Source organism: Luminiphilus sp. nBUS_16, assembly GCF_051201645.1.
In the GTDB taxonomy this organism is placed as follows: domain Bacteria; phylum Pseudomonadota; class Gammaproteobacteria; order Pseudomonadales; family Halieaceae; genus Luminiphilus.
In genome coordinates this window covers 1853656-1880004 of the sequence record NZ_CP179205.1, presented here as the reverse complement: position 1 = coordinate 1880004, position 26349 = coordinate 1853656, and the positions used below count along the sequence as shown (strand labels likewise).

Genomic DNA, 26349 nt, shown 5'->3' with positions numbered 1-26349 from the left:
CAGAAAGGCTTTTTTGGAGACGTGACTCTAAACGTTTGTGCGCCTTCTGCCAATCAGATGCAGCCACCGTTTGGTCAGGCTACTGTGCCCAGTGGTAACGCCTCGATGTTGTGGTGGGACATTTTTGTTCTGCTCTGTCCCAGGGGCGGCGACGTTGAAAAAAGCCCGAACAGCCCCGGCCTGAGCCATCGTATCGTCATAACCCAATTGCATGAGCCGCTGGCAGTATCCGGGCTCAAATAAAATATAGGACAGAGCCCCTCCTGAACCTGTGGTTTTTATTGATCCGGTTTTTTGTAGGAACCAGCGCATCGACCGTGGCAGCTCGTTGATGTATTCCCGCGCCAATTCACTGAGGGAGCGAGTGGGTGAGATCACCAGCGTGTCAATCACCCGCATATTACTCAACTCGGCTGCCTGGAGCTGTTTTGGATTCAAAGGCGCAACTAGCGCGTTAATTCTTTGCAGAGACTCGAGGTCTGTTTGTATTGAATCTAAAAAGACGGCATTTAGCATCTGTCCCAGAACTTGTGGAATGGTTGGAGCAATTTCAGGATGGGGGTCGCTCTCAAAATCGTCACCGCTTTCACTAACGCCGATGATAAAGAGCCGTTCGGCCCCTAGTCTTATAGCGGGGCTTAAAGGTCGCGATTGTCGAAGTGCACCATCACCGAAGAAGTGCTGGTCGAGTCGGACAGAGGGAAACAGGGTGGGTAGTGCCGAGGACGCCATGAGGTGATCAACATTTAACTTGCAGGGGGCACTTCGACGATGAGCGCGGGTCCAAGGCTGGACATGGTCTTGAGCTTGAAAAAAAGTGGTGGAGTGGCCATTGGTGTAGTTCATGGCGGTAATCCCCAGCCCCTCCAGTTCTCCCTTGGCTATGGCCGCGTCGACGCGCTCAAACTCAATAATATCATTCAGCAGCTTTCGTAAAGGGCTGTTGTCGAGTAGCGCTAGAGGCCGTTGCCCATCGTGGTTACCTCTCAGGAGAGCCCAAAGCATACGAAAGGCGTTGCCTATTACACCCCGAGCGTCGGTTCGATATACCGCATCGCTGTCTAAGGACGCCCAAACAGCCGCTAGCGCTCGCGTTCTACTGCGAAATGACCCAGAGCGCCCAGCAAGCCCGAGGGCATTTATCGCACCGGCTGATGTGCCCGTGATAATTGGAAAGGGTTGCTGAATGCTTGGCGGCAGCAACTCAGCGACGCCGCGCAACACACCGACCTGATAAGCGGCACGGGCACCACCGCCCGCCAAAATGAGACCTGTTTTAACAGACATGAATCTACTCGCCGAATTGCATAACAGCAGTTAACCTTGAACGAGCCAAACTATACGAGACTCAGTTATGCGACGCTTTATTGATCTTTCGATATATCTCGAAAACGATGTCATTAGTGACCCCCCTATGATGCAGCCCAAAATCGAGTATATCCGACACGATGCAGGTGCCGAGCAGGTAAAGCTATTTTTTGACGGTCTAGAAAGTGATGAGCTTCCGGACTCTGAGGGCTGGGCCGTGGAATTTGTTCAGCTTTGCACCCACAACGGGACTCACCTTGACGCCCCTTACCATTACCACAGTACGATGAATGGCAAAGACGGGCACCCAGAACGTGCAATCACCATTGATGAGGTGCCCTTAGAGTGGTGTTTTCAGTCGGGGGTAAAACTCGATTTTCGTGACAAAGCCGATGGTTATGTGGTGACCGCTGCCGATGTGGAAGCAGAGCTCGCGCGTATTAACCACACGCTTCAGCCTCTGGAAATTGTCTTAATCAACACGGCGGCTGGTAAAGCCTATGGACAGCCTGATTATGTCAATAAAGGCTGCGGTATGGGTTACGAAGCAACCCTATATTTATTGGATCAGGGTATCCGCGTGACGGGTACTGATGCTTGGAGCTGGGATGCTCCATTTAGTTACACTGCCGAGCGCTACGCAGCGGATAAGGATGCCAGTATTATTTGGGAGGGACATAAAGCGGGCCGCGATGTGGGCTACTGTCATCTTGAAAAGCTCCACAATTTAGAGGCGTTGCCGCATCATGGGTTCACCGTGAGCTGTTTCCCCCACAAGGTCAGGGGCGGGTCGGCAGGGTGGACCCGGGCGGTCGCCATCATTGATGACGACGCCGAAAAAAATGACTAGGCCACGCTAACGTTTTTCAGTGTCGCATAAGCCTCGAGCGCACTTTCCCTGGCGGTGCGATGATCAACAATGGGGTTTGGATAGGTTGTGCCCAGCTCCACCCCAGCGGCCCGTAACGTTAACTCGGGTGCCTCCCAGGGTTTGTATAGGTACTTATCGGGCATCTCCGCCAGCTCAGGAACCCAACGGCGTGTGTAGGCACCTGCTTTATCGAATTTCTCTCCCTGAGCTATTGGATTGAAAATTCGAAAATAGGGGGAGGCGTCGGCTCCCGAACCGCCAACCCACTGCCAGCTACAGGCATTAGAGGCGAGGTCGGCATCTAACAGGCAGTCCCAAAACCATTGCTCCCCCTCACGCCAGTGGGTCAGTAGGTGTTTAGTCAGAAAGGAAGCGACGACCATGCGCACACGATTGTGCATGAACCCTGTTTGCCAAAGTTCTCGCATCCCCGCATCAACAATGGGGTAGCCGGTATTGCCCTGTTGCCAAGCTACTAAATGGCTCGAGTGGGTCTGCCATGGAAAATACTCAAACTTGGGATTAAAAGCTCTGTCAGGCATTGCGGGAAACTGTGCCACAAGATGATTGCAGAACTCGCGCCAGCCAATTTCTGAGAGGAATTTATCGATCGAGCCGGCCTCGTCGGGACTGCTTTGTTTGGCATTCTGAGCTGTCCACCAAACTTGTCGCGGCGAGATTTCGCCGAATTTTAAGAAGGGAGACAAGCGTGAGGTGTTGGGCTGGGCCGGAAAGTCCCTGCCATCGCCATAGCTATCGACGTGGCTCTCTAAAAATGTGTTCAAAGCGTGACTGGCACCGGCCTCTCCGGGTTGCCAAAGCGCCTCCCAATTTTCTGCCCAATTGGGCTGTTTAGGGCACAACGGCCAAGAGGCAAGTTCGTCTGAACAGGGCCAGGTATCTGGGCTAAGCAGCGTGGGCGTGGGCTGAGGTTGGGCCGGAGCTGGCTGCTTTAGACAGGCGCGCCAAAACGGAGTGAATACTTTAAAAGGGGTCCCACCACCTGTTCTTACATTTTCCGGCTCAAATAGCAGCGTTCCAGGATATCGTTTGAATTGGCCACCTGAAGATTCGGTGACGTCTCGAACTTTCTGTTCAAGATCGGCTGCCCACGGCTGGTACTGGCGACTGGCAAAGATATCCTGCGCTCCAGTCTCTGCGAGCAGCTCAGCTAGGACTTGCACCGTTTCACCACGTCGCAAAATTAGCCGGCTTCCAGCCGCGCTTAAATCTGCGGCTAATGACTGGAGGCTGTAATGCAGCCACCACTGACTAGCGCCCCCCATTTTCCAATCACCCCCCAATGCCTCATCCCAAATAAATACAGGGATCACTTGGCCAGCCTTAGAGGCGGCGATTAAACCGGGTAGGTCTGCAAGACGCAGGTCGTGTCGAAACCAGTACAGTGAAGCATTAGCCATGGTTAATTCCTTGGTGATCTAAATGTTCGGTAAGTGGTAATAGGGACGTGGTGATGTCGCGAAAGCGTCCGAGTGCCCCAGCATTAATCTTCAGACTGGCGATGGCGTCAGCGCGGGTCTTGCCTTCGTTAAGTACCACGAGAGGCTTTCCTTGATCGATCGCCTGCCGGCAAAAGCGGAAGCCCGAAAACACTTGTAAGGAACTTCCGATAACTAACAGCCCATCAGCCTCGGTCAACGCATCCTGACAGCGTTTGACACGTTCTCGGGGCACGGTGCCTCCGAAAAAAACGACATCGGGTTTGAGCATGCCGCCACAGGCCTCGCAATCCCACACTGTGATGTTAGTAACCTGATCTGGCGATAGGTCAGCGTCACCATCTGGGCGAGCTGCCAATTCAAAACCACGATGCTGTGGATTGAGTTTTTCTAGCTCGCTTTGAACCCGTTGGCGGTCGTAGCCGGCCCCGCAGTCTAGGCAGACGACGCGATCTAGACGTCCGTGGAGATCGACAACATTCTGACTGCCAGCAGATTGATGTAATCGATCGACATTCTGGGTGACTACCAGGGTTGTTCTGCCAGAGCGTTCGAAATCGGCTACGGCCCGATGATTAGCATTAATTTGCGAGTCTCGAATGTTAGGCCATCCAACCATTGATCGCCCCCAGTAGCGTTGTCGGGCTTCAAAACTTTGAATGAATTCCTGATGCTGGATTGGGCGGTTGCGTAGCCAAGTACCTTTATTATCCCGATAGGTAGGTATGCCTGAATCAGCACTGATGCCGGCGCCAGTTAATACCAGCCAGCGAGGGTGCTGCGAAAAAAGTTGGGCGAGTTGTGACGTTATTTTATCCATGACACGTATACGGTCTTATATCCACGCTGGTTGAGTGTTTTGGCTGCCAGTGGTGAAGAAGCAAAGGTTTGGAGTTGAAGCTATGCACATGCTGGTAACGGGTGGTACGGGATTCATAGGCTCGGCTCTGGTTCCTGAGTTTTTGAAACGGGGTTTTTCAGTCACGGTATTGTCGCGTCACCAGCAACCGCAGCGAGCCGGTGTGACGTATGTGCAATCCTTAGCGTCGGTAGAAAAGGCCGTCGACATAGTGGTAAACCTCGCCGGTGCGTCTTTAGCTGGGCGTCGTTGGAGCGACGGTTACAAGGCTGAAATGGTAGCTAGTCGTGCCGGTTTTACAGAGCAGTTGGTCCAATGGATGCGCGCTCAATCGAATCCACCAAGCCTGCTCATCTCTGGCAGTGCGATAGGCTTTTACGGTTCTAGCCGCGATCAATTTTTTGACGAAACGTCTCCCGGAGGAAGTGGTTTTTCTGCCCAACTTTGTCAAGCCTGGGAGAGTGCTGCCAGTGTCTTGGAAGGTACTGACACTCGCGTCGTGACCCTGCGCTTGGGCGTCGTTTTTGACCGCAATGGGGGTGCCCTCCAAGAAATGATGCGGTCTTTCAAATTGGGTGTTGGTACGTGGATGGGCGATGGCGATCAGTGGCTCAGCTGGGTCCACCGGGCCGATGTGGTGCGCGCAATTCTTTTCCTGTGCGCCGATCCATCGGTTCAGGGTGCTTACAACGTGGTGGCACCCAGACCGATCACTCACCGAGAATTTGCCCGCGTACTGAGTGCGAGAAAGCCAACCATGTTCAGCTTTGGGCTTCCCGCCTCGATAGCGCGTTTGCTGTTGGGTGAAATGGCGGATGAACTCCTCTTGGAGGGGCAACGCGTTACCCCCAATAAATTGCTAGATGCCGGCTTCGACTTTCGGTTCGCTAGTTTGGACAGCGCACTGATTGACATTTTGGCTCGCAGTAAAAAGTAGGGCGCCCGCGGAAGGGGGCCCGCTAAACGACCCTGCTATGCTCAATAGTTGCTGGCTTCGCTGTAATCTGCGTAAGCAGCTTTTACAGTGTCCTTCGCTTTTAGTTTGCGCAATGCCGAGCGCTCTAGCTGTCGAACCCACTCTCGACTCACGCCCATACTGTCTGCCACCTCCGCCCGGCTCAGTGGCGGGCCGTCGTGCAGCCCCCATCGGGCGACAATGACTCGTTGCTCAGAAGGCTCTAAGGAGTCGACAGCCCCTCCCAAAAACTTATGCAGAGATGCTTGCTCCGCTGAGTCCTCGGTACCGCCGTAGGGATCTCCCGACAGGGTATCGAGCAGGGTGCCTTCGTCGTCATCGAATCGAGGGGCATCTAAAGAAACACCTAGATTGCGCATTTGAAGAAGTTGGCGCGTTTTTGCCACATCCATTCCAAGCTTTGCCGCTAGGGTCTCCTCATCGGGTTCTACACCGGTTCTCAGCTGCTCAATAGCCTTCTCTTTGTAGAGTCTACCCATCTGTTCCTGAACATGGGTCGGCAGTCGAATGAGTGTTCCCACATCGCCGACATAGCGACGCACCGCTTGCGTGATCCAGTTGAAGCAATAAGTGCTGAACCTGAAGCCCTTCTCGAACTCAAATTTCTCTGCGGCGCGAATGAGACCTAGTGTGCCTTCCTGAACCAAATCGAGATAAGACACGCCTCGGCCCTTGTACCGACCCGCGATTGAGTAAACCAAGCGAAGGTTGTGCATGACCAGTTTGTCTCTTGCTTCGGTGTACATGCGCAGCTCTCGGCGCAGAGACTTCATCACTTCTCGCTCTAAAACGTGGCCGCTGATCGGGGGCTGCCACTGCCGCTCCCAATTGGCGATTGCATCGGCGACGCTGTCGGGAAATTGTCCCCCGGCTCTACGCAACATTGCCACGGACATGCCCACCGTGAGGCTGGCAGGCAGCTTCAGCCTGGTGAGATGAGGTAAGCGCGCCTGTGTTGTCTTAAGCGTTCTCAGTTTTCTTGCGGCGACCGTCGCTAGCTCGTGGGATTTGCCATCGGCAAAATAATCCGTCAGTTCTCGCCGCAGTACAAAATGCTGATCCCTGTTTGAGAAGCGCCCAATTTCGGGCGGATTGGCGCCGCACTGCTGCAGAAATACGGCTGTGTACTGCGTTAGCTCGGGCACCTCAGCGAATAGTCCTTGCAATGCCCACACTGCCTGCCACTTGCGCCCATCAATTTCCCGTTCTTCGTCTGCGGTGAGCAGGGCGTACCGCCGTGCTTCTGCGAACATTAACTCGAGATCGCGGTCGTCAGCTTGGTCTGATCCTTTCATGCGCTCTGTACTCCCCCGTTAGATGCAAAACTATACGGGGTGTTGGACCTAGAAAGATCCCTCTAAACAGCGGTTTGTCCAGCCTGATATTAGACAAAACATATACAATCAGTGCTAGCCAAAGAGTTTTGTCCAGAAAAAGCAGATCTATTGGTGGGATTACAGCGTAACCTTGGACAAAACCAGACAAAATAATGGAGAGTTACGCGATGAATGCCCCCGTTACTGCAGTATCTCAGTTAGAACCCCGGCCACTTTATGGCATTGGAACCGTGGCCCGTTTGACCGGTTTAAAGCCTGACACTTTGAGGGTATGGGAGCGGCGATATGGGTTGGGCGCTAGCTATAAGTCGGCATCTGGGCGACGCCAGTACACTCAAGCCGATTTAGAGCATCTGCAGTTGATTGCCGCCTTGGTCAACGACGGGGCAAGAATTGGTGAGGTTGCCTCCTCAGAGCGAAAAACATTGGAGCTTTTGATCAAGGGCCGCGGTAAGCATCTTGAGCGTGCGGTGCCAGCAACTAAGCCTAGAGTCGTGTTTGTTGGAGCAGAGCTTTGCAGCTGGCTAGATGGGCACCAGGGGTGTATTTCGGGTGTCAGCGCGCTTCTGTCACGTCAACCCCTCGCAGAAATCGCTGGCACTCTCGATGTAGGTGATGAGGAAGTCGCCCTGTTGGTGCTCGATTGTCCCGCAGTTTCACTGACCCAAATTCAATTGGTGCAGCAACTTAAAACCCGCCTGGGTTCACCTAACGTAATCGTGACGTACCGAATGGCCAATGATCGGTGGATTTCTGAGCTTAATCGACAGGGAGCTGAGGCTATTGCATTTCCGATGGAGCCCGCGCGACTGGCCTACGAGATGGGTCGAATTTCAGTTGAAAATGATACCCGTCAAGGCGAGTTCGATCTTGGAGACCTCGTTAAGCCTAAAGCTCGCATGTATTCAGACAGTGAACTGGCTGCGGCGGCGCAGCTCAAACGACTGGTTAATTGCGAGTGTCCCAATCATATCGTCGAGTTAATCAATATGCTCAACCATTTTGAGCAATACACAACCGAGTGCGCTGTCGACAACTGGACAGACGCTGCGGTGCATTCCTGCATGTATGCCTATACGAATCAAGCGCGTTACCTCATGGAAAAAGCCTTAAAGGGTGTCTTAGATGAGCGAGGCATGGAGTACCACTCACTGCTACGTGAACTCTCTAGTTAAACGCAGGGGTCATCTCCGGCCGTATTAGTCACGCTCTCCTTGGAGACGCAGTGTGGTTTCTACGTAGGCTGGCTTAATAGGAGCCACGTCTGTCTCGTGCATAGCGCTTGAGGCGGCAGATTGTGTTCACAGAAACCCTCGCCGTAAGCTTGGCGTTGGGCTCAAAAAAGCGAGGGCTCTGGTAGTGACACAGCGCTTGCACCCTTGACGTGCTGCGGCCTCGATGAATTTGTGAAAAGGCAGGGTAGGTTTGCTTCCGTGATGGCAATATGAGTTGCGAAGCTGGGCTGGTATCGTAAAGAACAACACACGGACCTCTAATGCTCCCAAACAGGCAAACCGTTCTATGCAATACATAGCGATAATAATAAGCGCAGCGATGTTCGCGTTCAGTGGCTACATGTACAGCCAAACGGGAGATTGGGTGGCCCTTGTGTTTATGATTGGTAGTGGCGCCTACGGGCTCCTGTTTGCGAGTGGCAGGGTGGCAGCTGGGCTAGACCGCAACCGCTCAGACGAGTGAGCGATAGAAAATTATGGCAATGATGACGGGGCACACAAAGCGCACGTAAACAGGCCAAATGCGCCAAAAAAGGCCCTCGGCCACATGGGGATCATTTTTCTTAAGCTCTGCCAGTAGCGTATTACGTTGCCAGACCCACCCAACAAAAACGCACAGCAAGAGCCCTAGCAGCGGCTGCCCGTAGCGGGTGCTTAGGGCAATGACGGCGCCAAATAAATTTTCAAAATCGAGAATAATCGCGCCACTCATGCTCGCAATTAGACCTCCCGCGACCACTGCGGCTTTTTTGCGCGACCAATCAAAGCGCTCGACGATGAAGGCGACGGGGACTTCTAAGATAGAAATTGACGACGTTAACGCAGCGATAGTCATCAGAGAGAAAAACGCCGTAGCGAGGGCAACGCCGACTGTGCCCATGGTCGCAAATAACTCGGGAAGCACGGTCAATATGAGCGTGTCCTCGGAAAGGAGGGCACCGCTGGCACTAAAAATTTCCACGCCGCGTTCTGCGGCAACGTACATGACGGGTAAAATTAAAAAGCCCGCCAGCACCGCAATACCGACATCAATGAGGGCGACTTGTGCGCCTATAGACGGCAGATGCTCTTTATCAGAGATATAAGAGCCATAGACCAACATGGTTCCGACGCCCAGAGATAAAGAGAAAAAGGCAGAACCTAGAGCCGACAAAATGAGCTGAGAAGAGAAGATTTTGCTGAAGTCGGGAATCAAGTAAACCTGCAGTCCAGTCATGGCACCTTCAAGGGTAAGAACGTAGGCGGCGAGGGCGATCAGAGTAATGATTAGTGTGGGCATGAGTCGTGACGACCATCGCTCGATCCCCTCTTTAACCCCCCCCATAATAATGGCGATGGTCATGAGCATAAACACAGCCATCAGAATGAGGTTTCGGGGCATTGTAAAGCCCGTTAACCAATCAGCTGCACTGCTGGCACCCACAACGTCTAGTGGGTATGACAGCGTGTACCCAAGCATCCAGCCGGCGACGATGCCGTAGAAGCTCAGAATCATGCTGGCTACCAAAATACCCAGCAGACCTGTTCCTGTGCCGATAACTTTTGTAACGGGGCCCCTTGCAATGCCTGATAGTGCGGCCACTGAATTGCCGTGGGTATAACGCCCTAAAATGAGTTCTGCCATCAGTACGGGGTAAGCCAGCGCAAAGGCCAGTATGAGGTAGACCAGGAGAAAGGCGGCACCGCCGTTACTGGCGGCTTGAGTTGGAAAGCCCCAGATATTACCCAAGCCGACCGCAGAGCCTGCTGCGGCGAATATAAAGCCCAGACGGGAACCAAATTGACCACGATTTGCCGCCACGTATTGCCTCTCAGAAGGTTATTTTTATAGAAAGCGCGACTTTACCACTACGGAAGATGCATTGCAGATCCCCCAAGCGCAGATACCATGTTATCCTCGCGCCTCTTCACTGCCCGGGTGGTGAAATTGGTAGACACAGGAGACTTAAAATCTCCCGATCATTGCGATCGTGCCGGTTCAAGTCCGGCTCCGGGCACCATCACAAAAGCGCACAAAAATACGATAAGCACCAGATTGCAGCAACGGTGTTTTTTTCAAACTTCGCTTTTGGCAATGGGGGACAGAGACTTTTTTGCGATCCAATACTATGGCGTCTATGCGAACGCGCTCTGGCTTTTTACAGTGTTTTTTCTTCTATTGGTGGGTTGGTGCTAGCCTTTGCGGCGCTTAATAAGCCAACGTTAGCCTTTTGGCACAAATACGTCGCTGACGCTTTTTGCTAAAAATCTCATCGCATCTCCCGTATAGACTCGGCGGTTCTTAGAATCGGTAACATTTAATGAGAAACGCAGCGATTTTGGCATTGATCAGCCTGGCGCTGGTCGCTCCAGTTAAGGGTGCCGAACCAGAGCATCACTTGAACAGCGTGTCTGCCTTTCTCGGCGTAACGAGTGAGGGCCGTCGGCAGCGGGCAAGTACGCTGGGTTTGGAGTACGAACGTAGGCTCAGTGAGAGCTGGTTTATCACGCCCGCTGTAGAGCATGCGTTTGGCGATTTAGACTTTAGTATTGTCGCAGTGACCCTGGGGTACCGCTTTAATCGATGGGCTGTTTATGCCGGTCCTGGTGTTGAGTGGGCCCAACATGAACATGTGGATGGGACGGAAACCGGCAGCGAGTTTTTATTTCGCACGGGAGTTCTATATGAGCTCGAAGTTGGCCATTTAATCGTTTCTCCGCACGCGATGGTAGATTTCGTGGCTGATGAAAAGGTAGGCGTAATTGGGGTGACGGTTGGCATGAATTTTTGAGCTTGCCCTCAGGTGCACCACTAGGTTACAGAACTCTGCAAAATCCGACTTATGACTTACTGCCTCGATAAATGTGCCGTCATGTCGATGGATGCTCTCGACGACGGCCTAGTACGCCTAACTTTTGCTATTCCTCGAACACTTTGCCCGCTATGCTAAAGAAATGAATAAACAGACAACGCAGCCACAATACACGAACGCCGATGATCTCTATCAGGAGAGCCCATTTTTCAGTCTGGTTTATTGCAGTCAAGTGACCACTGGTGTGGGTGATGCCGACGTTGACGCTATTATTGCGGCTTCACGTCGCCGTAATGCGGTGCTTGGAATTACTGGAATTTTGGTTTTTGGTAGTGGGGTGTTTTTTCAGTGGATTGAGGGGCCCAAGACGGAGGTTTTGGAACTAATCAAGCTAATCGAATCGGATCGTCGGCATGAAATGATGGTGACATTGAGCACTGATGAAGAGGTTCGCGAGCGTATCTTCCCGAGTTGGGATATGGAGCTAGTGGACGCCGAGAACATTCAAGAGGTCCTTCAGGATGCTCTTGAAACAGCGCAAGACCAGAAGAGTGTTGAGGCCTTGAACCTCATGCTGAGCAAGGTGCAGGGGCACGCCTAGACAATATCTCCCGCATAGGTATTCTGAAAGCACGTTCTCAGAGGCCAATGCTATGTTAATCAGAGCCGTCACAGCCATTTTTTTAACGTTTGTTGCTTTGTCGGCTACCGCCGAACAATTACCTTATGGCGTTCGGGACGACGTCCGGCGGCAAACACAAAATATGGCAGAGATAGAGCGAGAACTGGGCCAGCTTTCGGCTCAAGTACAAGCCGGTCCCTCGGCGCAGCAGCAAGCTCTGTTGGCTCAATTTCAGTCAATGCTCAACGCAAATCCGCAGTTGAAGGCCCAGTTCGAGGCCGCCAGCCCAGAGGAGCAATCTGCGTTTATGGCCCAAATGGGCATCGCCACGGGCGCAGGCTCTAGTCAGATGAATGCCTATGGATGGTTGGAGCAACGCCTTGATTCGGTCCAGGAGGTTTTAAACCGTGCGCCACCCGATCACCCTGACATTGTGGCGCTTCAACAGAGGGTCACTGCTGCTCGAAATACTATAGCCTCCAGCGAAAGCGCGGAAGAGGCAAATACCCAAGCTGCATTAGCTGCAAACGATCTCAGTGAATATCCAAACTTTGAGACTGACCTTGCAACCGCTGAGGGCATGGCTACAGAAATTGCTTACGCATTGCCGCTGTTACAAAGAATGAGCAGTGCACAAAGTGATCAGCCAGACCTAGAAACTGTTTGGCTTTTAACAAATCAAATTAGTAGCACTGAGCTCAGACGAGTCCAGCAGACTATCGACAATGCCGATGGGTACTTGCGTCAAATTCAAAAGTGGGACCAGCAGTATCAACCTCTTCTTAATAAAAGCGCGGCGTTTAAAAATAAATGGTACGTAAATCTGCAATACATGCCGCAGTTGTTGGCAAAGCTCAATGCGGATGCACCTGCGGCGATGAGCGTTATGCTGCTATGTTTGCAGCATAATGAGCGGGTGGTAAACCAAATGGTCAATGATGCTACCGCTCGGCGCGCGGTCGCTTATTTTGATGGGGGAATTGCGCAGGCACAGCGCGAAGTGGCAACGCTTGAAGCACTCTACCCACTAAAAGTTGTAAACGCGGCTCCGATAAAGGCGCAGCTAACAACGATTCAAAATAATATTGCAAACAGTATTGCGGCGGGCCTGGTTGCGCTTGAAGATCTAATTGTTGCCGAGCGGCACATGCCTTCGGATGCTTATGACGGAGAGGATGCAAATACGCTAAAACAAAAGGCTCAAGCGTTGGTAGAGGAGCAATTTCCGGGTCAAGAAATTATGGAACTTGCTATATGTTGCGAGTGGGATACTGAGGATTACGAAGAGCTTGTCGAGCGCGTACCGGGGGAGTGGGTAAGGCAGCGCTTTCACTTTAGAGACATTCAGGTTGGAGTGCTAATGCCCCTGAATAGTGAGCGTTTAGTCATCCGAGTCGTCGGTGTTCGTCAAAACTTTGTAACTGACCGTGAAATTGTAGAGCTACTCCGAGAATTGCCCATGTTGCGGGAAAGTCTATGAAAGCTCGGCGAGACCTTTCCAGAGGCTAGTGATACCTCGTGACATATTAGCACCGTAAAATGAACAGCCATGGGAAAAGTGTAGGAACTTAATGTCGGGCGCTAGGAGATTTTACTGCCTCAGTAAAGCTCATCCCTATAAGCGTGCTCTACTAACTCATCCATGGCCGATGCGGCTTCCCCAGACTTTGATTGCTCGCCAATAATTTGCCCAAAGGAGGGTATGATCTTTTCTTTAGGCTGATAGTCGTCGGTCCACAATTTTGACCTAATGATAGCTTTACCGCAGTGGAAATAGCTTTTCGTCACGTTGATGAGCAACCCTACGTCGAGATGCCTGCCGTTAACCTTGCTGTAAGCCAGCGCCTCCTTATTTTTTATAATCGTCGTGTTTCCAGATACCCGCAAAGTTTCCTTGTACCCAGGTACGAAGAAGATCAAGCCCACTTTGGAATTTTCGATGAGGTTATGAAAGGTCTCGAGCTTGTTATTGCCCATGCGGTCAGGGATTAAAAGCGTGTTTTGATCGATGACTCTTACGAATCCAGGTGCATCGCCTTTTGGTGAAATGGTTGGCTGGCCCTGCTTATCGGTTGTCGCTATACACAAAAAAGGCGACGCGGTGATGAAGGCAGCCTGATACTCATCCAAGCTATCGAGCATGATGGCTTTGGCTACCTCTAGTGGGGCTTCATAATTGTCTTCGAGAGCGCTGGCAGTTTCTATGCGTTCTGACTGTGCTAAATGCGCTGTATCTGATGTCATGTTATGCGACCCCTGAGGATAACGACGACAACGACTATAGCAAACAAAGACTGTCGTTACGCTCGTCACTGATGTTATCGAGGTAGGGAGAGATGAAGAGAGCAATGGTTTTTAGGCACTGAGCTAAACTGCGGTGAAATTCGACCAGCTGTGGTACGTGCGATTGGACCTTATCCATGAGCTTTGGCGTCGCCAGAGTCTTAAAAGCGCCTTGGCTTTCTGAATCACTGCGGTCATGCAGAATACGGCGGTGGTACCAAAGTTGTCGGACTCAGACGCAAATGTTTGTAGGTCTTCAATGCTTATGGCACACCTTGCGTCGCCAGTCTGCTAACCTCGGCCAATGTGGATACGGGAGATTTATCCAGTGCGGTTAATCAACAGCTCAATGCACTATGGATGGAAAGGGACGCTTATATTTGTGTTTTTCTGGGCTCTGTTTGTTTACATGGATGAGCGCGGCCCCTACATGGGTGTTGATGAGGTCATAAAGATCTTTTGGCCGTTAGCCGTTTGGATTGGCGCGAGGCTGATTTTTTTGCCGTCAAAAACCCACAGCGACAGATCGCCAGAGGCGTGAGCACCGTTGTGGCCGTAGCTGGTTTGCCAGTGTGGCGGATTTGCTGCCTCGATTTTTCGATATGGCGCCCTGGGAATTGGAACGGTTGGCCCGTAGCGACCCCCGCGAGATCGTTTATCGACATTGCTTTTCTCGTGCAGTGCAACTGCAGGGTAGGGCCGCACTCATGGTGAGATTGCTGTTGCTGGCGATCATTTTAATGCAGCCCGTCAAGGGCGCAGCGGAACAGTTCAAGTGTTACTCAATATTTGACACTGCAACACTCAAGGTTCGCGCTGACACTCTCGGGTGGATCGAGTTAGAGGAAAAGCCGCGTCAGCAAGTTGAAACCTTGCTTGATTCGAATGGCGATCGAGTTTGGGTTTTTACACCAAAAACTGCGTTTACTATTCGCCCAGACGGCACAGGCAATCTGGTCACGGTTTTTGGCGATACGCAGGTCGAAAGGAGCCCTGACTATTATTGCCAATCGCGCAAATAATAAGCTTCGGCTTTATTAGAACATTCCCTCACACGCCGCACATGGACAAAGCGTGTTCATAAGCCTTTGGTTTGTCATTTCGTCCCTCTATCGGCCCTGTGGCTAGTTGCCCCGCAAAAGCGGGACTTAAGACGTTGTTTCCTGCCTACGCGATTACGTAAGCCAAGTGATCTGCCACTCCAAATCTGCTCGTCCAAGCTGCTGTTGTTGATAACTTCTAGTTTGCGGTAGGGTGAGGAACGAGCGAATGTTCAACCGGGCTCAAAAAGTAAGATAACGACCACATTCTAAGAATAAGAGGAAAGGCTTATGAAGTACTTCATTTTTGGGGTTTTGTTGTGTTTCACATCTTTGGTACTAGCTGATGGACACGGAGCGTTAGGCTTGGAAAAAAGGCAGCCTGACGCGGCGATGACGGTGACGTCGGTTGTGCTGGGACAAGAGGTGACTACGGTTAGCGCCGAGGGAAGCATGGAGGGTTATGGGCAAGTCTATGTAACCTATAACCTTACGTATAACGCTGCGCGCACTGGCGGTACTGTTGATGGTCAGGGTCGGGGTTTCACAAAAGAAGGGAGTGCGTCGGGAAGGTTTCAGGGATTTTGGGAGCTCCAAGATGGCGTGGTAATAATGCGCAACGTAGTCAATATTAATAATGGCACGATGAATCTTGATGTGATCAAGTTCAATCCGCTCACACGGGATCTTGTGGTTCAGGCCTTTATCTTAAAGTAGTACGGCGATGAGGCCCTATGGGTGTGAGCAGTTTCTGCAGGTTATTCCTGAAAATTGCGAGGCGCTCACAGGGCTGAAATTTTCGTGGCTGTTGTGCAAACTGAAAACAGGTTTGTTGTCTATTGCTTACGACAAGCCTGTGGGTGCTTTGAATCGAGTCACCTACATCTTCGCTCGATTCTGTCTGATTTTACATCGGGTTCTGATGTTAGCTGACACTATCCTTGCGGCCAATTTCGCGTTTTTTCTGGCCGCTATCGCACTTGCGGGCGGGCCACGTTAGAAGCCGTTTTGGGGCTTCAACAGTTTGCACTCAGACGCATGAAAAATGATGAGATTATCGCGAGGTAGATAATCTTGGTCCCACACAGCCCGAATCAGTTACATTGAGAACTCATTCAGAAAGGCGCAACTGGCTATGAGGTTTTTCGTCTCATTCTTATGTTTAGTTAGCTTGCTTGGTTGTTCAGAGCAATCACCACAAACTCTATCCATGGAAACTGCCACCTCAGCATCTGACCTAATGTCAGAATGGCAAGTTGCTGAACCAGCCTCCCTTGGCCTTTCAGGTAGCCAGCTACAAGACATTCATTCTGACATTGTGTCAGGGCGGTATGGCTGGATTGATTCTTTTTTAGTTATCCGGCACGACCACATTGCTTTCGAGCAGTACTATCAGCACGATTACGAAGACATTTATGGTGAGGCAGCTAGGACGCCCGGTCCCTTAGTCGTACAGAACTGGAGCGGCCCGTATAACTACTTCAACGTGTTTTGGCATCCTTACTTTAAAAGGAGTGAGCTTCACTCGATGCAGTCGGTTACCAAGTCGATTGTTTCTGCGGTAATTGGCATCGCGATAAGTCGCGGAGATTTTCCAGACTTAAATACGCCTGTATTGTCATTCTTTGATGAGAAAAAAATCTTACACGTGGACGAAGCGAAGCGTGCGATGACCCTGCGGGATCTACTGTCGATGTCTGCCGGATTGAGTTGGGACGAAGGAGTGCCGTACTCTGACCCTGCGAATACGTTCACCATTATGGCCCGTTCCCCTGACTGGGTTCGTTATACCCTCGATCAGCCGATGTCAGCTCAGCCAGGTACAGAGTTCAACTACAACAGTGGTGCGAGCTTGGTATTGGGTCAAATATTTCTGCAGGCAACAGGTGTCGATATCGAAACCTATACGGTTGAGCATTTATTTGGCCCTCTGGGAATAGAGCATTACGCGTGGAAACGTACACCTTTTGGATTGGCGGACACTCAAGAAGGGGTGTTTCTTTCAACGAGAGACATCGCAAAAGTCGCCTCGCTTTTCTTACACGATGGTCAATGGCAGAGCCAACGCATAATCCCTCAAGCGTGGGTCCACGATTCGCTGCGATCCGCCTTCATTGTTAGCGACATCGGCGGCATTGGCTATGGCTACAAATGGTGGTCACAGTCCTATCAGTATCAAGGCAAAGAATTCACGGCTTACCTAGGGAAGGGGTTTGGTGGGCAGCGTCCCATTTTCCTGCCAGACTTAGATTTAGTGATTGTTGTCACTGGCTGGAATATTCTCCCCAACCGGCCGTTCTTTACGGCGGCGGAGATAATTGCAAGAGTGACGTCAGCTATCGATGATTGAAGACTGCCGACTTGTGTATTTATGTTTGTGTTGGCAGCGGTGGCAGTGTTTTGGTCCGCAGTTGGCACATCATCGATTTTTCGCTTAGCCTGCATTGGAAATCGACTTGCGCGACGCAAACGTTGCATGAAGAGGGAGGGCGCGTGAACACAAGTGACAACCAACGTACACCGCCCATAGAGGGGCAGAATCAAACGAATGCGTTATCGCGGGGGATTGATTCCAATCGTCTTTTTTGGATCATGAACTCGACGGGATGGATCGGAATATCCCTACTAACCTACTTCAGCCTCAGCTTGCCATACAGTCAGTTTGAATTGAGTTATTTCGCCCATAACATTTCCCAGTCATTAGTAGGCCTCTTACTAACGTTACCGCTGCGGTGGTTTTTTAAAACTGTATGGGATTGGCCGGTCGCTCAGCGCTTTACAGCGGCATTAATCGCAACAATTTTCTTTTCTATGCTTTGGGCTGTGCTGAGATTGTTGTTGTTTATGCTAATGACTCAGGAGCAGGATTTATGGGCCGATTATGGCGGTTGGGTTTTTCCTTCGATATTTGTTTTCTTTACTTGGTCAGCGCTTTACCACGGCATTAAGTATTATCAGCTACTGCAACAACAACGTGAGGCTATGCTGGTGCTTGAATCCAAGCAGCGGCAAAGAGCGCTGCAGTTGGTGAAGGCGAGAGCAGAGGTCAAAGACGCGCAGCTACAACTGTTGCGCTACCAGTTAAATCCCCACTTTTTGTTTAACACATTAAATTCTGTTGCTTCACTTGTTAGCGCCGAAAGAACGGATGATGCAAAAACGATGCTGAGCCGCCTTGGGGATTTTTTACGCTTTTCACTAGATGCCGGTGACGATACGCTCATTCCCCTCGACAGAGAATTTTGGGCGCTTAGTCAGTATTTAATGATTGAACAGGTCCGGTTTTCGGATCGGATGACACTAGACCTTGATGTGCCCGCCGAACTTGAGTCGCTGCTTGTCCCTAACATGTTGCTGCAGCCCCTGGCAGAGAACGCCATTAAGTACGCTATTGCGTTGTCTGAATCAGGGGGAACTATTCGAGTATCTGCACATTTAAAAGATTCCAAGCTCATGCTTTCGGTTGAGGACAGTGGTTCCGAGCGCTTGAGCAAGCCTGTTGATCGCAAACAGGTCACAGAATCTAGCACTGGCATAGGCCTGCGTAACACTAGAGACCGACTTAAAAATATTTTTGGCAACGATTTTGATCTGCTGATAGATGAGTCTCCTCTTGGCGGGTTATGTTTTACAGTAGCGATTCCAGCTACTGAATCGATAAGGGAGGACTAACTGTGAAGGTTGCGATAGTTGATGACGAACCCCTCGCTAGAGAATTCCTAGTGCGCATCTTCGAGGATGCTGCGGAAGCTGAGGTGACTGCCTGCTACAAAAATGGTCGCGAGGCGATTGAAGGATTGCGGGTAAAGCCTGTCGATGTTGTTTTCTTAGATATACAAATGCCAGGTTTAGGGGGGTTTGAGGTGGTGCAGGCCCTTCAGTCAGACACCATGCCCCTCGTAGTGTTTGCAACGGCGCATAGTGAGTTTGCCGTTGAAGCCTTCGAGTTGCATGCGGTCGATTATATTTTAAAACCGTTCTCGGCTGATCGTGTTCACGAAACACTAACGCGTTGCACGGCGCGGCTGCTGGCTCTTACAACAGATCCCGAAGAGGGGAGTGCAGACGTTGCCGATCAGGCAGCCCGCCAAAAGGGCGCGGTTATTTCAGCTATGGGTGGGCAAACAAGCAGAGTTTTGGATGCAAATCATTCGGTCACTTCTATGGACGTGGGTAAGCTGGCGATAAAAGACGGCCAGCAAACGACGCTCCTTCAGATGGATGATATAGAGTGGATAGATGCCGCAGGGGACTATATGTGCGTTCATGCCGATGGCTGCACACACATTTTGCGCTCGACAATGAAAGAGTTGGTAGCACGCCTGCCCGAGAACTTTGTAAGAATACACAGATCTACTATTGTGAATTTGTCAAAGGTCGAAGTTGTTGAGGGCCTGCCCAAGGGTGAGGCACAACTTCAAATCGAGGGTGGCGGTGTTTTGAAAGTGAGCAGGAACTTTCGAAAAGAAATTCAAAATTTGCTGATTTGACGGAGCTGCGAGGTGGGCTTTCGGCTAAGAGCTTTTGTTAGCGCCCATGTAAACCTGTTTACTATCAACGCAAGCTGTTAAGGCGTTTCATCACCCCGCGGCATTGTTAGACCTGTTGATTTGGGTGAGGTTCCCAACTCTGTTTTTCTATGACCTAAGCCTTCCGCCCAATTTTGGCCACCGAATGTGCGATAGCAAGAACCTCCCCAGATTCGCTTTTGATATCGGCCTCTAAAAACGCGATGGTCTTGGTCATTCGGCGAACCCAACCTGTAACCGTCAACGGGCTCTCTCCGCGAGTAACGCTTTCATAACGCGTCGTGATTTCTAGGCTGGATAACCGCTCAACCGTGGTGTCACAGGCGAAAACTGCGTGGGACATCGCGGCATCGAGCATAGCCGAAACAAAACCGCCTTGGACCACATTGCCACTATGACAGAAATCGAGGGGCACACAGAAATTGAAGGTGCATGAGCGTGCATCCACATCGGCGGACACAACCTTTCCAGCTAGCAGCTTGATGAATGTTAGCTGGTGACTGTTGAGTCTTGTGACGATGTCATGTTGCTCAAGGGAGTGTGACATTAAACGGTGAACCTTCTATGCGTTGTTTTTTGGCGCAGTCGAGTGACCGATGCGGGGTGCAAAGGCTTTGTCTTTTGGTGAAAAATCGATATCCCATTTTCAATGGGATATCGGGCCACACGTTACCATGCTGCTACACGTATTTTCGAACCTTTTTCTGCGTCGTTTTTGGGCCTGACAAAGGTCTGACGGCTCAGTCGTTGAAGTTAATTTTTAATGAAATCTTCAGAAAGAGTGGCGAAGATCTCTGCTCTCTTGCCTCCGTTCCAGCAAAGTACCCCTACTACTGGGGTGCCATGGGGATCAATCAGACTGCTGCGGGTAAGCCTTGGACAGCCGGACCTCCACAAGCTTGGGTTTTAGGCCTGATGCGATGCAAAAGTAGGTATCATTGCGTGAGCTAAATTGTGACAATTCAGCAACGATAGGGACAACAACCTTTGGGGACAATGCACTATGCGCCAGGCGCTTGAGACAATGCTGTCTATGCAACATCGAATGAACACCCGGGTACACGAAGACTGGATCAACCAGCATTTTGAGTGGTACCGAGCGATCTGGATTGAATGTGGTGAATTGATGGATCACTACGGCTACAAGTGGTGGAAAAAACAGGATCCCGACATGGCTCAGGTGCGTCTCGAGGTGGTCGATATTTGGCACTTTGGCCTCAGTGCACTTTTTAGCTCTGATACCGACATCGCTGAGCTCGCTAAGCAAGTAGCTGCTGATCTAGATGTGCCAACTGAGGGGATACAGGATGTCCGAGAGGCCACTGAGGCCCTAGCCCTCGCTAGTTTACAGGCGCGAGGGTTTTCAGTGCCTCAATTTTCCGTGCTTATGCAAGCCTGCAATTTATCTTTCGAAGACTTGTATCGTCACTATGTTGGGAAAAACGTTCTTAATTTTTTTCGCCAGGATCATGGCTATAAAGAGGGTAGCTACCAAAAATTGTGGGAGGGTCGAGAGGATAATGAGCACCTTGCTGAATTAATGGAGCGTTTAGATACTGAATCGGATGACTTTCCATCAGATGTTTATAGCGCGCTCAAGGCTAAGTATCCCGGTTAGTTTTAGACGACCGGTAAACAGGATATCTCCATGAATAGCCCATATTTTCGTGATGTGTACTTTAAAACCGATGATGGGTTAACGCTTTACGCCCGTGACTACCCCGGTCCTACCGCAGAAGCAGCAGTGATTTTATGTTTGCACGGGTTGTCTCGAAACAGCCGTGATTTTGAGGATCTGGCCCCTCTGCTGCAAAAAAATTACCGAGTAATCGTGCCGGATCAAAGGGGGCGTGGTCGCTCTGAAGCAGACGCGCAGGTGGAACACTACACTCCCCAAACCTATATTTTAGATACCCTGCGCTTGCTTGATGATCTTGAAGTCAAAAACTTTTCGGTCGTCGGGACCTCTATGGGCGGCCTCATGGCGATGGGTATTGGTGCCTTGGCACCGGAGCGTCTGGGCAAGGTGGTTTTAAATGATATTGGCCCGGTTATCGCGCAGCGAGGCCTTGATCGGATTAAGCAATCTGTTGGCTCTAAAATGATTTTTCCTGGCTGGTCGGCTGCGGCAGATCACTTGGCGAGTGTGAATGAGACGGCATTTCCTCACTACGCAACTGCAGACTGGCTAAGATTTGCCGCGAGAGCTTGCTCTCAAACGCCTGACGGGGTCGCCCTCGACTATGACCCCAACATCACAGTGCCATTATCTGGTGCCACACCAGACGTGCGACCAGACGATCTTTGGCCCTTGTTTGAATCATTGGCGGATGTTCCTGTGCTACTGATTCGTGGGGCTTTGAGCGACTTGTTGGAGCCCCCATGCGTTGAGAAAATGCGGCAGCGCAACAAAGGGATGGAGGTTTTAGAAGTGCCTGGGGTGGGGCACGCGCCAATGCTCAATGAGAGTGGTGTGTCAGATGTGCTAATCAGTTTCCTGAGTTTCCCAGCAATCCGTTGATAGCTATTGCCAAATTTAAATCTTTTTCTGTCAGGCCGTCAGCATCATGGGTGACCAGTGCGATTTCGACCCGGTTGTAGACATTCAGCCACTCAGGATGGTGTTGCTGTTGTTCTGCCAAGAGAGCCACACGGGACATGAAGCCCCATGCCATGCTGAAATCTTGAAATTGAAGGCTAAGCGCTAGCTTGCCATCTTGTAGGCGCCAAGCCGAATGCGCACTGAGCCACGCGTTAATGTCACTTTCGCTAATAACAGTCATGATGCTTTCCTCGTTAACAAGACGCCGCTTTCAAGGTGATGGGTGTAGGGAAATTGGTCAAAAAATGCGAGCTGCGTTATCTCATGGGTGGTCTGAAGTGTTTTTAGGTTGTTAAGTAGTGTGTCAGGGTTGCAGGAGATATAGATAACGTTCTCAAAACCACTCGCGAGATCAAGCGTGGCTTTATCCAGTCCTGCTCGGGGAGGATCAACCAGTAAAGTGTTGAGCTTGTAATCGGTCAGGGGTGCGTGCAAGTGCGCTAACCGGCGAAAGGAGCGCTCCCCGGACATTGCTAATGTCATTTCTTCAGCAGAAAGGCGCGCAAATTCCACATTGTTGATGCCATTCTGATAGCAATTTTCAATGGCTGCTGCAGTGGCGACTTTTGAAACCTCTGTCGCGAGAACGCGGTCAAAGCGGTGTGCTAACGGCAAGCTGAAATTGCCAATGCCACAATAAAGCTCGAGTAGATCGGCGGACAAATTTTCACAGGCGCGGTCGGCCCACTCGATCATACGTTGGTTGACGCTGCCATTAGGCTGGGTGAATGCTTGGTCAGGTTGTTTGAAATGGTACTCACTGTCGTTAATGCGAAGCGTTTCTTGCACGCTGTCTGCGCCGATTACTTTTTTTTGCTTGCGGCTCCGGCCAATCACTTTTATGCCGAGTCGTTGGGCCAATAGATTGGCCTCCTGCTCCCAGCAGGCGTCTAGGGCCCTGTGATAAATCAAGGTTGTTAGCATGTCGCCGGTTAAAGTGCTGAGAAATTCGACTTGGAAGAGCTTCTGACGGAGGTGGGTGTTGTTGCGTAGTTCCCGCAGTAGCTTAGGCATCAGTTGTTGGATGGGTTTGCAGGCAATTGGGAGGCTCGTTATCGCTATGGGATCTTTCGGGGCTCCTGGCTTAAACATGGCGTAAAACAGGTCCTCGCCAGCGTGCCAGACCCTAAATTCTGCGCGCAGGCGAAAAGCTAGAGGTGACGACTCGAAGACTTGGGGTGTTGGTGCACCTAGCGCTGTGAAGGCTTCTACTCTTGGGGCGATCTTAAGCGCCAAAAGCTCTGCGTAATTACTGGGTTTAATGTTACTCAAAGGCATAGATGCGAGACCCTACAAACAATTTTTGGGCTTTGGGAGGCCCGCTATGCGACTCCCCACGCGCGCTGGGCTACCGGGGAATAAGCGCATAAGGTAAATAGAGTTTCCTTTATCTGGTCCCTCATGGCGTTTAACCCAATTAACTAGGGCACGATTTGCGGGTGACTCCTCGAACTCGGTATGGAAAGCCCTCAGCAAATAAAGTATCTCCCAGTGTGCGGGGGTAAGCTTTATGCCCTCCGCTTTGGCCAATGCCTCGGCAAGTTCTGTCACCCAAGCACTCGTGTCGATGAGGAAGCCTCGATCGTCGCACAGCAACTTCAATTCGGTGGCATCTATCGACATCAGACCCAATTAACCTGCTGAGGGTGTTTAATCGTAAGTGCAACCCAGTCAGCGAAGCTGATTGCTACAACGCTCTCCACAGGTAGCGTCAGCTCTCGCTGTTGGCACTCTTGGGTTAGGGCAAAAATGGCTGCGCACTGAGGCGTGCCAGCGCCTATCTGGATTTCGGTCCAGTTTAGAAGCGCTTGATCGAAAATGATGATCACGTCTTCCGCGTTTAAGGTGTCTAGAAGCGTGACATAGCGGTTTGGGTTATAAAATAGGTGCAGTGCCATCAGAAGCTCAGTACGTGACGGCTATTGGCGATCAAGTTGGCAAGCTCGCCACTGTTGACCGGTGTGATCTGTAATTCATCCAACGTTGTGTCTGGAATAGTGGTCAAGTCGTCACTCAATAAATAAACGCGATCTACATCATACAGTGGCAGCGAAGCGATCATTTTGTGGAGATTCCGCCCACCCACTGGCGCTGCGGGGGGAGGCTTTAGTAATTCAATAGCAGGCCCCTCTAAAACGAGCTTCACAGCTTGACCGAAGGCGCCGCAAGCGAGCGTGGCGTCCAAACCAAGCGCAGCTCTGGGGCTGATGTAGGGAGCCGTATGGATGCGTATTAGCCAGGTGCTCGCGTCAGTCAAAACTCACAATCCTGTCGCAGTCATGACCCGCTTCCATGAGGGCCCCGAGCCCCATGATAGTAAAGGCGTCAGGCGGTGAAAGTACGTTGTGGGTCTCCGCTGAGGCGCTGCAAAGGACCAGATCGCAGCCTTGCATGGCGGCTATTGCTGACCATGCGCTCATGCACTCAGAGTTGTTTGACGCAGCAGCTAGCACGCCCTCGCCGTAAAAAAAGACGCGTTGTAGAGCGACGCTGCCCGTCTCAAGAGCTTTTGCAAACCCTTGGGCACGGAAGTGGCACAGTCCGGAGTCTGGAGCGCCTAGAACGACGAGTGCAATTTTCATGGGCTTTTCTGTGCCGCCATGGCCAATAGGTTGGTAATGATACCCGCATAAAAAAACCCCGGCGATACCGGGGTTTTCAGCCTTGCGTTCAAATTAGTCGTCACCGCCACCGAAGGCGCCGATCAGATGCAACATGTGGATGAACAAGTTGTAAATGTTGAGGTACAGCGACACGGTAGCGCGAATGTAGTTGGTCTCGCCGCCATTAATAATCCGGCTGGTGTCGAACAAAATCAGGCCCGACATGATCATGATTATGGCCGCCGAAATCGTAAGGGATAGCGCAGGTATACCGAGGAAGATGTTGGCAATGCTCGCAACGATCGCCACGATGAGCCCCGTCATAAGAAAGCCTCCCATGTAGCTAAAATCTTTGCGGCTGTTTAGCGCGTAGGCAGACAAGCTGAAAAACACCAGAGCAGTTCCACCTAGGGCCTGCATAATCATGCTGGGGCCGCCAGGCAGAGCCACGTAATAGTTGAGCATGGGGCCGAGTGCGGCACCCATAACTCCGGTGAAAGCAAAGATGGCAGGCAGGCCTTTTGCGGTATCTGCCATGCGATTGACAACAAACAGCAGTCCAAAGCCAACAAGCATCATCACCAGCCCGGCCATGTGGGAGAGGCCAAGGGCCATGGAAGTGCCCGCGGTCACAGCACTGAATGCCAGTGTCATACCCAAAAGCATATAAGTATTTCTAAGGACTTTGTTGGTGCTGATCGCGCTGTCAGCGCCTAGCACGTCAACTTGCGATGAAAAAACTGGCTTATCGCTCATAATACTCTCCCGAGTTAATAGAGGGTCTTGTCATATACAGATAATAGGGATCAAGACACCATTTTCCAAGTGTAGCAGGGAACTTCGATACATTTAGGGTGAAATTGCGAAAGCAACGTTCACATTGGCCGTTACACGCAATTCTCCGGGCTGATAAGCGGCCTCTGGAGCGTCTGATTCCATCGCCATCCTCATCGGTTGCTCAGGCCGGTAGGTGGTCTCCAGCGTGCTCATGCGCACAACAGGACCCAATTTGACCTGTGCAGCATCTGCCAAAGCCGAGGCGCGCTGCGTTGCTTGCTCAACCGCCAGTGCCAGTGCTTTTTGATAGTTTTCCTCATACTTTGAACTCGACAGCTGCGGAGGACTGACACGGTTGATGCCGGCATTGCTGGCCTCACTCATGACTTGGCTCAGAAGTGCTAGATCGCGCAAAGTAACCCTGATATCACGGGAAACTTCATAGCCATCTGCGACCGACTGTTGCTGCGATTGGTTGTATCGGTAGCGGGGCGAAATTCTGATATTTGTTGCTGCGAGTTCCTTGTCATCAATATTCAATGCTCGCAATCTTGTGAGTATGCTGCCGACGGCTTTGTCCACGGCTGTCTGCAAGTTGCTGAGCTCATTGCCCCTGAGGTTAATACCTAGGGTAATTGACGCCGTATCGGGTACGAGTGTTACCGTTCCCGTGCCGTTTAATGCAATAACCTGGCTGTCTTCGGCGGCCTGAGCGCTCGCACTCAAGCAAGCGATTAGCACGCTGAGTGCAGCCAGAACGCCGGTTAGCCGGCAGAGGTAGGCCGTTTGAAAGGGTCGGTTTTTCCGCATAACAGTCTCCGGCAAGGGATAAATTGGTTGGGCGATTCGAAAAATACACGCGCCGCCTTCCGAGCTTGGAGCATTACGCCTGCTGAGAGTTCCCAATAACAAGTTGCGCAGTGAGTAAATAATGCCGGAATTTGGAGTCAAAGACTTGGGGCAATAGGGGGTAGCTCGTCTTGAGAGAGCTCCTTCTTGGTCGTTCCAAAGCGTAAGGGTACTGTTTCTCACCGAGTGTTTTGGCAAATGTTCTG

Annotated in this window: 28 protein-coding genes and 1 tRNA gene; 14 read left to right on the top strand and 15 right to left on the bottom strand. The window is 51.3% G+C overall.

What is annotated here, in order from left to right:
* Positions 1 to 27 precede the first annotated feature (27 nt).
* A complete protein-coding gene (locus ACMAY6_RS08380) occupies positions 28 to 1287 on the bottom strand; it encodes a patatin-like phospholipase family protein (RefSeq protein ID WP_435210940.1) in 1260 nt (419 codons plus the stop codon).
* Positions 1288 to 1354: 67 nt separating this feature from the next.
* On the opposite strand from ACMAY6_RS08380, the gene ACMAY6_RS08375 reads away from it, so the two are divergent.
* On the top strand, positions 1355 to 2158 hold the full coding sequence (locus ACMAY6_RS08375; protein ID WP_435210939.1) for a cyclase family protein: 804 nt from the start codon (positions 1355 to 1357) through the stop codon (positions 2156 to 2158).
* Here the strand turns inward: ACMAY6_RS08375 and ACMAY6_RS08370 are convergent.
* Both ACMAY6_RS08370 and ACMAY6_RS08365 read right to left on the bottom strand, forming a co-directional pair.
* A complete protein-coding gene (locus ACMAY6_RS08370; protein ID WP_435210937.1) occupies positions 2155 to 3600 on the bottom strand; it encodes a cryptochrome/photolyase family protein in 1446 nt (481 codons plus the stop codon). The two genes, ACMAY6_RS08375 and ACMAY6_RS08370, sit on opposite strands and share 4 nt — an antisense overlap.
* On the bottom strand, positions 3593 to 4459 hold the full coding sequence (locus ACMAY6_RS08365; RefSeq protein WP_435210936.1) for an NAD-dependent protein deacetylase: 867 nt from the start codon (positions 4457 to 4459) through the stop codon (positions 3593 to 3595). The genes ACMAY6_RS08370 and ACMAY6_RS08365 overlap by 8 nt, the downstream gene beginning before the upstream one ends.
* Positions 4460 to 4541: 82 nt before the next feature.
* Between ACMAY6_RS08365 and ACMAY6_RS08360 the strand changes: the two genes are divergently transcribed.
* Positions 4542 to 5435: a TIGR01777 family oxidoreductase gene (locus ACMAY6_RS08360; RefSeq protein WP_435210934.1), complete on the top strand. Its 894-nt coding sequence runs from the start codon at positions 4542 to 4544 to the stop codon at positions 5433 to 5435.
* Positions 5436 to 5476: 41 nt separating this feature from the next.
* Here the strand turns inward: ACMAY6_RS08360 and ACMAY6_RS08355 are convergent, their stop codons facing one another.
* Positions 5477 to 6769, bottom strand: coding sequence for a sigma-70 family RNA polymerase sigma factor (locus ACMAY6_RS08355; RefSeq protein ID WP_435210933.1), 1293 nt, complete (start codon positions 6767 to 6769; stop codon positions 5477 to 5479).
* Positions 6770 to 6978: 209 nt separating this feature from the next.
* Between ACMAY6_RS08355 and ACMAY6_RS08350 the strand changes: the two genes are divergently transcribed.
* Positions 6979 to 7986: a MerR family transcriptional regulator gene (locus ACMAY6_RS08350; protein ID WP_435210931.1), complete on the top strand. Its 1008-nt coding sequence runs from the start codon at positions 6979 to 6981 to the stop codon at positions 7984 to 7986.
* A 511-nt stretch (positions 7987 to 8497) separates the two neighbouring features.
* Here the strand turns inward: ACMAY6_RS08350 and ACMAY6_RS08345 are convergent.
* Positions 8498 to 9847 carry a sodium-dependent transporter gene (locus ACMAY6_RS08345; protein ID WP_435210930.1) on the bottom strand — a complete coding sequence of 450 codons (1350 nt, stop codon included), beginning with the start codon at positions 9845 to 9847 and terminating at the stop codon, positions 8498 to 8500.
* 111 nt (positions 9848 to 9958) lie between these two features.
* Here ACMAY6_RS08345 and ACMAY6_RS08340 point away from each other — a divergent pair.
* The 4 genes from ACMAY6_RS08340 (at position 9959) to ACMAY6_RS08325 (ending at position 12940) form a co-directional block, all read left to right on the top strand.
* Positions 9959 to 10046, top strand: a tRNA-Leu gene (locus tag ACMAY6_RS08340).
* Positions 10047 to 10346: 300 nt separating this feature from the next.
* A complete protein-coding gene (locus tag ACMAY6_RS08335) occupies positions 10347 to 10817 on the top strand; it encodes a hypothetical protein (RefSeq protein WP_435210928.1) in 471 nt (156 codons plus the stop codon).
* A 163-nt stretch (positions 10818 to 10980) separates the two neighbouring features.
* Positions 10981 to 11439: a BLUF domain-containing protein gene (locus ACMAY6_RS08330; protein ID WP_435210926.1), complete on the top strand. Its 459-nt coding sequence runs from the start codon at positions 10981 to 10983 to the stop codon at positions 11437 to 11439.
* A 52-nt stretch (positions 11440 to 11491) separates the two neighbouring features.
* Entirely contained in the window at positions 11492 to 12940 is a 1449-nt protein-coding gene (locus tag ACMAY6_RS08325; protein ID WP_435210925.1) for a hypothetical protein, read from the top strand.
* 119 nt (positions 12941 to 13059) lie between these two features.
* On the opposite strand, the gene ACMAY6_RS08320 is transcribed toward ACMAY6_RS08325, so the two are convergent.
* Complete coding sequence (locus ACMAY6_RS08320) at positions 13060 to 13704, bottom strand: MSMEG_1061 family FMN-dependent PPOX-type flavoprotein (protein WP_435210923.1); 645 nt, start codon at positions 13702 to 13704, stop codon at positions 13060 to 13062.
* Between the two features lie 611 nt (positions 13705 to 14315).
* Here ACMAY6_RS08320 and ACMAY6_RS08315 point away from each other — a divergent pair.
* The 5 genes from ACMAY6_RS08315 (at position 14316) to ACMAY6_RS08295 (ending at position 19273) form a co-directional block, all read left to right on the top strand.
* On the top strand, positions 14316 to 14765 hold the full coding sequence (locus tag ACMAY6_RS08315) for a hypothetical protein (protein WP_435210922.1): 450 nt from the start codon (positions 14316 to 14318) through the stop codon (positions 14763 to 14765).
* A gap of 309 nt (positions 14766 to 15074) precedes the next feature.
* Positions 15075 to 15500: a hypothetical protein gene (locus ACMAY6_RS08310; RefSeq protein ID WP_435210920.1), complete on the top strand. Its 426-nt coding sequence runs from the start codon at positions 15075 to 15077 to the stop codon at positions 15498 to 15500.
* 523 nt (positions 15501 to 16023) lie between these two features.
* Entirely contained in the window at positions 16024 to 17133 is a 1110-nt protein-coding gene (locus ACMAY6_RS08305) for a serine hydrolase domain-containing protein (RefSeq protein ID WP_435210919.1), read from the top strand.
* A 143-nt stretch (positions 17134 to 17276) separates the two neighbouring features.
* A complete protein-coding gene (locus ACMAY6_RS08300; protein WP_435210917.1) occupies positions 17277 to 18455 on the top strand; it encodes a sensor histidine kinase in 1179 nt (392 codons plus the stop codon).
* A 2-nt stretch (positions 18456 to 18457) separates the two neighbouring features.
* Positions 18458 to 19273, top strand: coding sequence for a LytR/AlgR family response regulator transcription factor (locus tag ACMAY6_RS08295; RefSeq protein ID WP_435210915.1), 816 nt, complete (start codon positions 18458 to 18460; stop codon positions 19271 to 19273).
* Positions 19274 to 19427: 154 nt separating this feature from the next.
* Here ACMAY6_RS08295 and ACMAY6_RS08290 read toward each other — a convergent pair whose 3' ends face one another.
* On the bottom strand, positions 19428 to 19859 hold the full coding sequence (locus ACMAY6_RS08290) for a PaaI family thioesterase (protein WP_435210912.1): 432 nt from the start codon (positions 19857 to 19859) through the stop codon (positions 19428 to 19430).
* Between the two features lie 456 nt (positions 19860 to 20315).
* Between ACMAY6_RS08290 and ACMAY6_RS08285 the strand changes: the two genes are divergently transcribed.
* Both ACMAY6_RS08285 and ACMAY6_RS08280 read left to right on the top strand, forming a co-directional pair.
* A complete protein-coding gene (locus tag ACMAY6_RS08285; protein WP_435210911.1) occupies positions 20316 to 20930 on the top strand; it encodes a dUTP diphosphatase in 615 nt (204 codons plus the stop codon).
* 30 nt (positions 20931 to 20960) lie between these two features.
* Positions 20961 to 21833, top strand: coding sequence for an alpha/beta fold hydrolase (locus ACMAY6_RS08280; protein WP_435210910.1), 873 nt, complete (start codon positions 20961 to 20963; stop codon positions 21831 to 21833).
* On the opposite strand, the gene ACMAY6_RS08275 is transcribed toward ACMAY6_RS08280, so the two are convergent.
* The 8 genes from ACMAY6_RS08275 to ACMAY6_RS08240 all read right to left on the bottom strand — a co-directional run bounded on the left by ACMAY6_RS08275 (position 21802) and on the right by ACMAY6_RS08240 (position 26104).
* Entirely contained in the window at positions 21802 to 22095 is a 294-nt protein-coding gene (locus tag ACMAY6_RS08275; protein WP_435210908.1) for a 4a-hydroxytetrahydrobiopterin dehydratase, read from the bottom strand. The two genes, ACMAY6_RS08280 and ACMAY6_RS08275, sit on opposite strands and share 32 nt — an antisense overlap.
* The gene (gene trmA, locus ACMAY6_RS08270) at positions 22092 to 23192 is read right to left on the bottom strand and encodes a tRNA (uridine(54)-C5)-methyltransferase TrmA (RefSeq protein WP_435210906.1); all 1101 of its coding nucleotides are present in this window, start codon (positions 23190 to 23192) and stop codon (positions 22092 to 22094) included. The genes ACMAY6_RS08275 and trmA overlap by 4 nt, the downstream gene beginning before the upstream one ends.
* A gap of 12 nt (positions 23193 to 23204) precedes the next feature.
* Positions 23205 to 23537, bottom strand: coding sequence for a TusE/DsrC/DsvC family sulfur relay protein (locus ACMAY6_RS08265; RefSeq protein ID WP_435210904.1), 333 nt, complete (start codon positions 23535 to 23537; stop codon positions 23205 to 23207).
* Positions 23537 to 23812 (bottom strand): hypothetical protein, encoded by a 276-nt coding sequence (locus ACMAY6_RS08260; RefSeq protein WP_435210903.1) that lies wholly within the window; start codon positions 23810 to 23812, stop codon positions 23537 to 23539. Before ACMAY6_RS08260 ends, ACMAY6_RS08265 begins: the two co-directional genes overlap by 1 nt.
* Positions 23812 to 24171: a DsrE family protein gene (locus tag ACMAY6_RS08255; protein ID WP_435210901.1), complete on the bottom strand. Its 360-nt coding sequence runs from the start codon at positions 24169 to 24171 to the stop codon at positions 23812 to 23814. The genes ACMAY6_RS08260 and ACMAY6_RS08255 overlap by 1 nt, the downstream gene beginning before the upstream one ends.
* On the bottom strand, positions 24164 to 24496 hold the full coding sequence (locus ACMAY6_RS08250; RefSeq protein ID WP_435210899.1) for a DsrE/DsrF/TusD sulfur relay family protein: 333 nt from the start codon (positions 24494 to 24496) through the stop codon (positions 24164 to 24166). The genes ACMAY6_RS08255 and ACMAY6_RS08250 overlap by 8 nt, the downstream gene beginning before the upstream one ends.
* A 93-nt stretch (positions 24497 to 24589) precedes the next feature.
* A complete protein-coding gene (locus tag ACMAY6_RS08245; protein ID WP_435210897.1) occupies positions 24590 to 25273 on the bottom strand; it encodes a Bax inhibitor-1/YccA family protein in 684 nt (227 codons plus the stop codon).
* Between the two features lie 93 nt (positions 25274 to 25366).
* Positions 25367 to 26104, bottom strand: a complete 738-nt coding sequence (locus ACMAY6_RS08240; protein ID WP_435210895.1) for an SIMPL domain-containing protein — start codon at positions 26102 to 26104, stop codon at positions 25367 to 25369.
* Positions 26105 to 26349: the final 245 nt, after the last annotated feature.

Bases quoted from the DNA above. Each gene is read 5' to 3' on its own strand.
- ACMAY6_RS08380 (WP_435210940.1), bottom strand. From the start codon at position 1,287: ATGTCTGTTAAAACAGGTCTCATTTTGGCGGGCGGTGGTGCCCGTGCC.
- ACMAY6_RS08375 (WP_435210939.1), top strand. From the start codon at position 1,355: ATGCGACGCTTTATTGATCTTTCGATATATCTCGAAAACGATGTCATT.
- ACMAY6_RS08370 (WP_435210937.1), bottom strand. From the start codon at position 3,600: ATGGCTAATGCTTCACTGTACTGGTTTCGACACGACCTGCGTCTTGCA.
- ACMAY6_RS08365 (WP_435210936.1), bottom strand. From the start codon at position 4,459: ATGGATAAAATAACGTCACAACTCGCCCAACTTTTTTCGCAGCACCCT.
- ACMAY6_RS08360 (WP_435210934.1), top strand. From the start codon at position 4,542: ATGCACATGCTGGTAACGGGTGGTACGGGATTCATAGGCTCGGCTCTG.
- ACMAY6_RS08355 (WP_435210933.1), bottom strand. From the start codon at position 6,769: ATGAAAGGATCAGACCAAGCTGACGACCGCGATCTCGAGTTAATGTTC.
- ACMAY6_RS08350 (WP_435210931.1), top strand. From the start codon at position 6,979: ATGAATGCCCCCGTTACTGCAGTATCTCAGTTAGAACCCCGGCCACTT.
- ACMAY6_RS08335 (WP_435210928.1), top strand. From the start codon at position 10,347: ATGAGAAACGCAGCGATTTTGGCATTGATCAGCCTGGCGCTGGTCGCT.
- ACMAY6_RS08330 (WP_435210926.1), top strand. From the start codon at position 10,981: ATGAATAAACAGACAACGCAGCCACAATACACGAACGCCGATGATCTC.
- ACMAY6_RS08325 (WP_435210925.1), top strand. From the start codon at position 11,492: ATGTTAATCAGAGCCGTCACAGCCATTTTTTTAACGTTTGTTGCTTTG.
- ACMAY6_RS08320 (WP_435210923.1), bottom strand. From the start codon at position 13,704: ATGACATCAGATACAGCGCATTTAGCACAGTCAGAACGCATAGAAACT.
- ACMAY6_RS08310 (WP_435210920.1), top strand. From the start codon at position 15,075: ATGAAGTACTTCATTTTTGGGGTTTTGTTGTGTTTCACATCTTTGGTA.
- ACMAY6_RS08305 (WP_435210919.1), top strand. From the start codon at position 16,024: ATGTCAGAATGGCAAGTTGCTGAACCAGCCTCCCTTGGCCTTTCAGGT.
- ACMAY6_RS08290 (WP_435210912.1), bottom strand. From the start codon at position 19,859: ATGTCACACTCCCTTGAGCAACATGACATCGTCACAAGACTCAACAGT.
- ACMAY6_RS08285 (WP_435210911.1), top strand. From the start codon at position 20,316: ATGCGCCAGGCGCTTGAGACAATGCTGTCTATGCAACATCGAATGAAC.
- ACMAY6_RS08280 (WP_435210910.1), top strand. From the start codon at position 20,961: ATGAATAGCCCATATTTTCGTGATGTGTACTTTAAAACCGATGATGGG.
- ACMAY6_RS08275 (WP_435210908.1), bottom strand. From the start codon at position 22,095: ATGACTGTTATTAGCGAAAGTGACATTAACGCGTGGCTCAGTGCGCAT.
- trmA (WP_435210906.1), bottom strand. From the start codon at position 23,192: ATGCCTTTGAGTAACATTAAACCCAGTAATTACGCAGAGCTTTTGGCG.
- ACMAY6_RS08265 (WP_435210904.1), bottom strand. From the start codon at position 23,537: ATGTCGATAGATGCCACCGAATTGAAGTTGCTGTGCGACGATCGAGGC.
- ACMAY6_RS08260 (WP_435210903.1), bottom strand. From the start codon at position 23,812: ATGGCACTGCACCTATTTTATAACCCAAACCGCTATGTCACGCTTCTA.
- ACMAY6_RS08250 (WP_435210899.1), bottom strand. From the start codon at position 24,496: ATGAAAATTGCACTCGTCGTTCTAGGCGCTCCAGACTCCGGACTGTGC.
- ACMAY6_RS08245 (WP_435210897.1), bottom strand. From the start codon at position 25,273: ATGAGCGATAAGCCAGTTTTTTCATCGCAAGTTGACGTGCTAGGCGCT.
- ACMAY6_RS08240 (WP_435210895.1), bottom strand. From the start codon at position 26,104: ATGCGGAAAAACCGACCCTTTCAAACGGCCTACCTCTGCCGGCTAACC.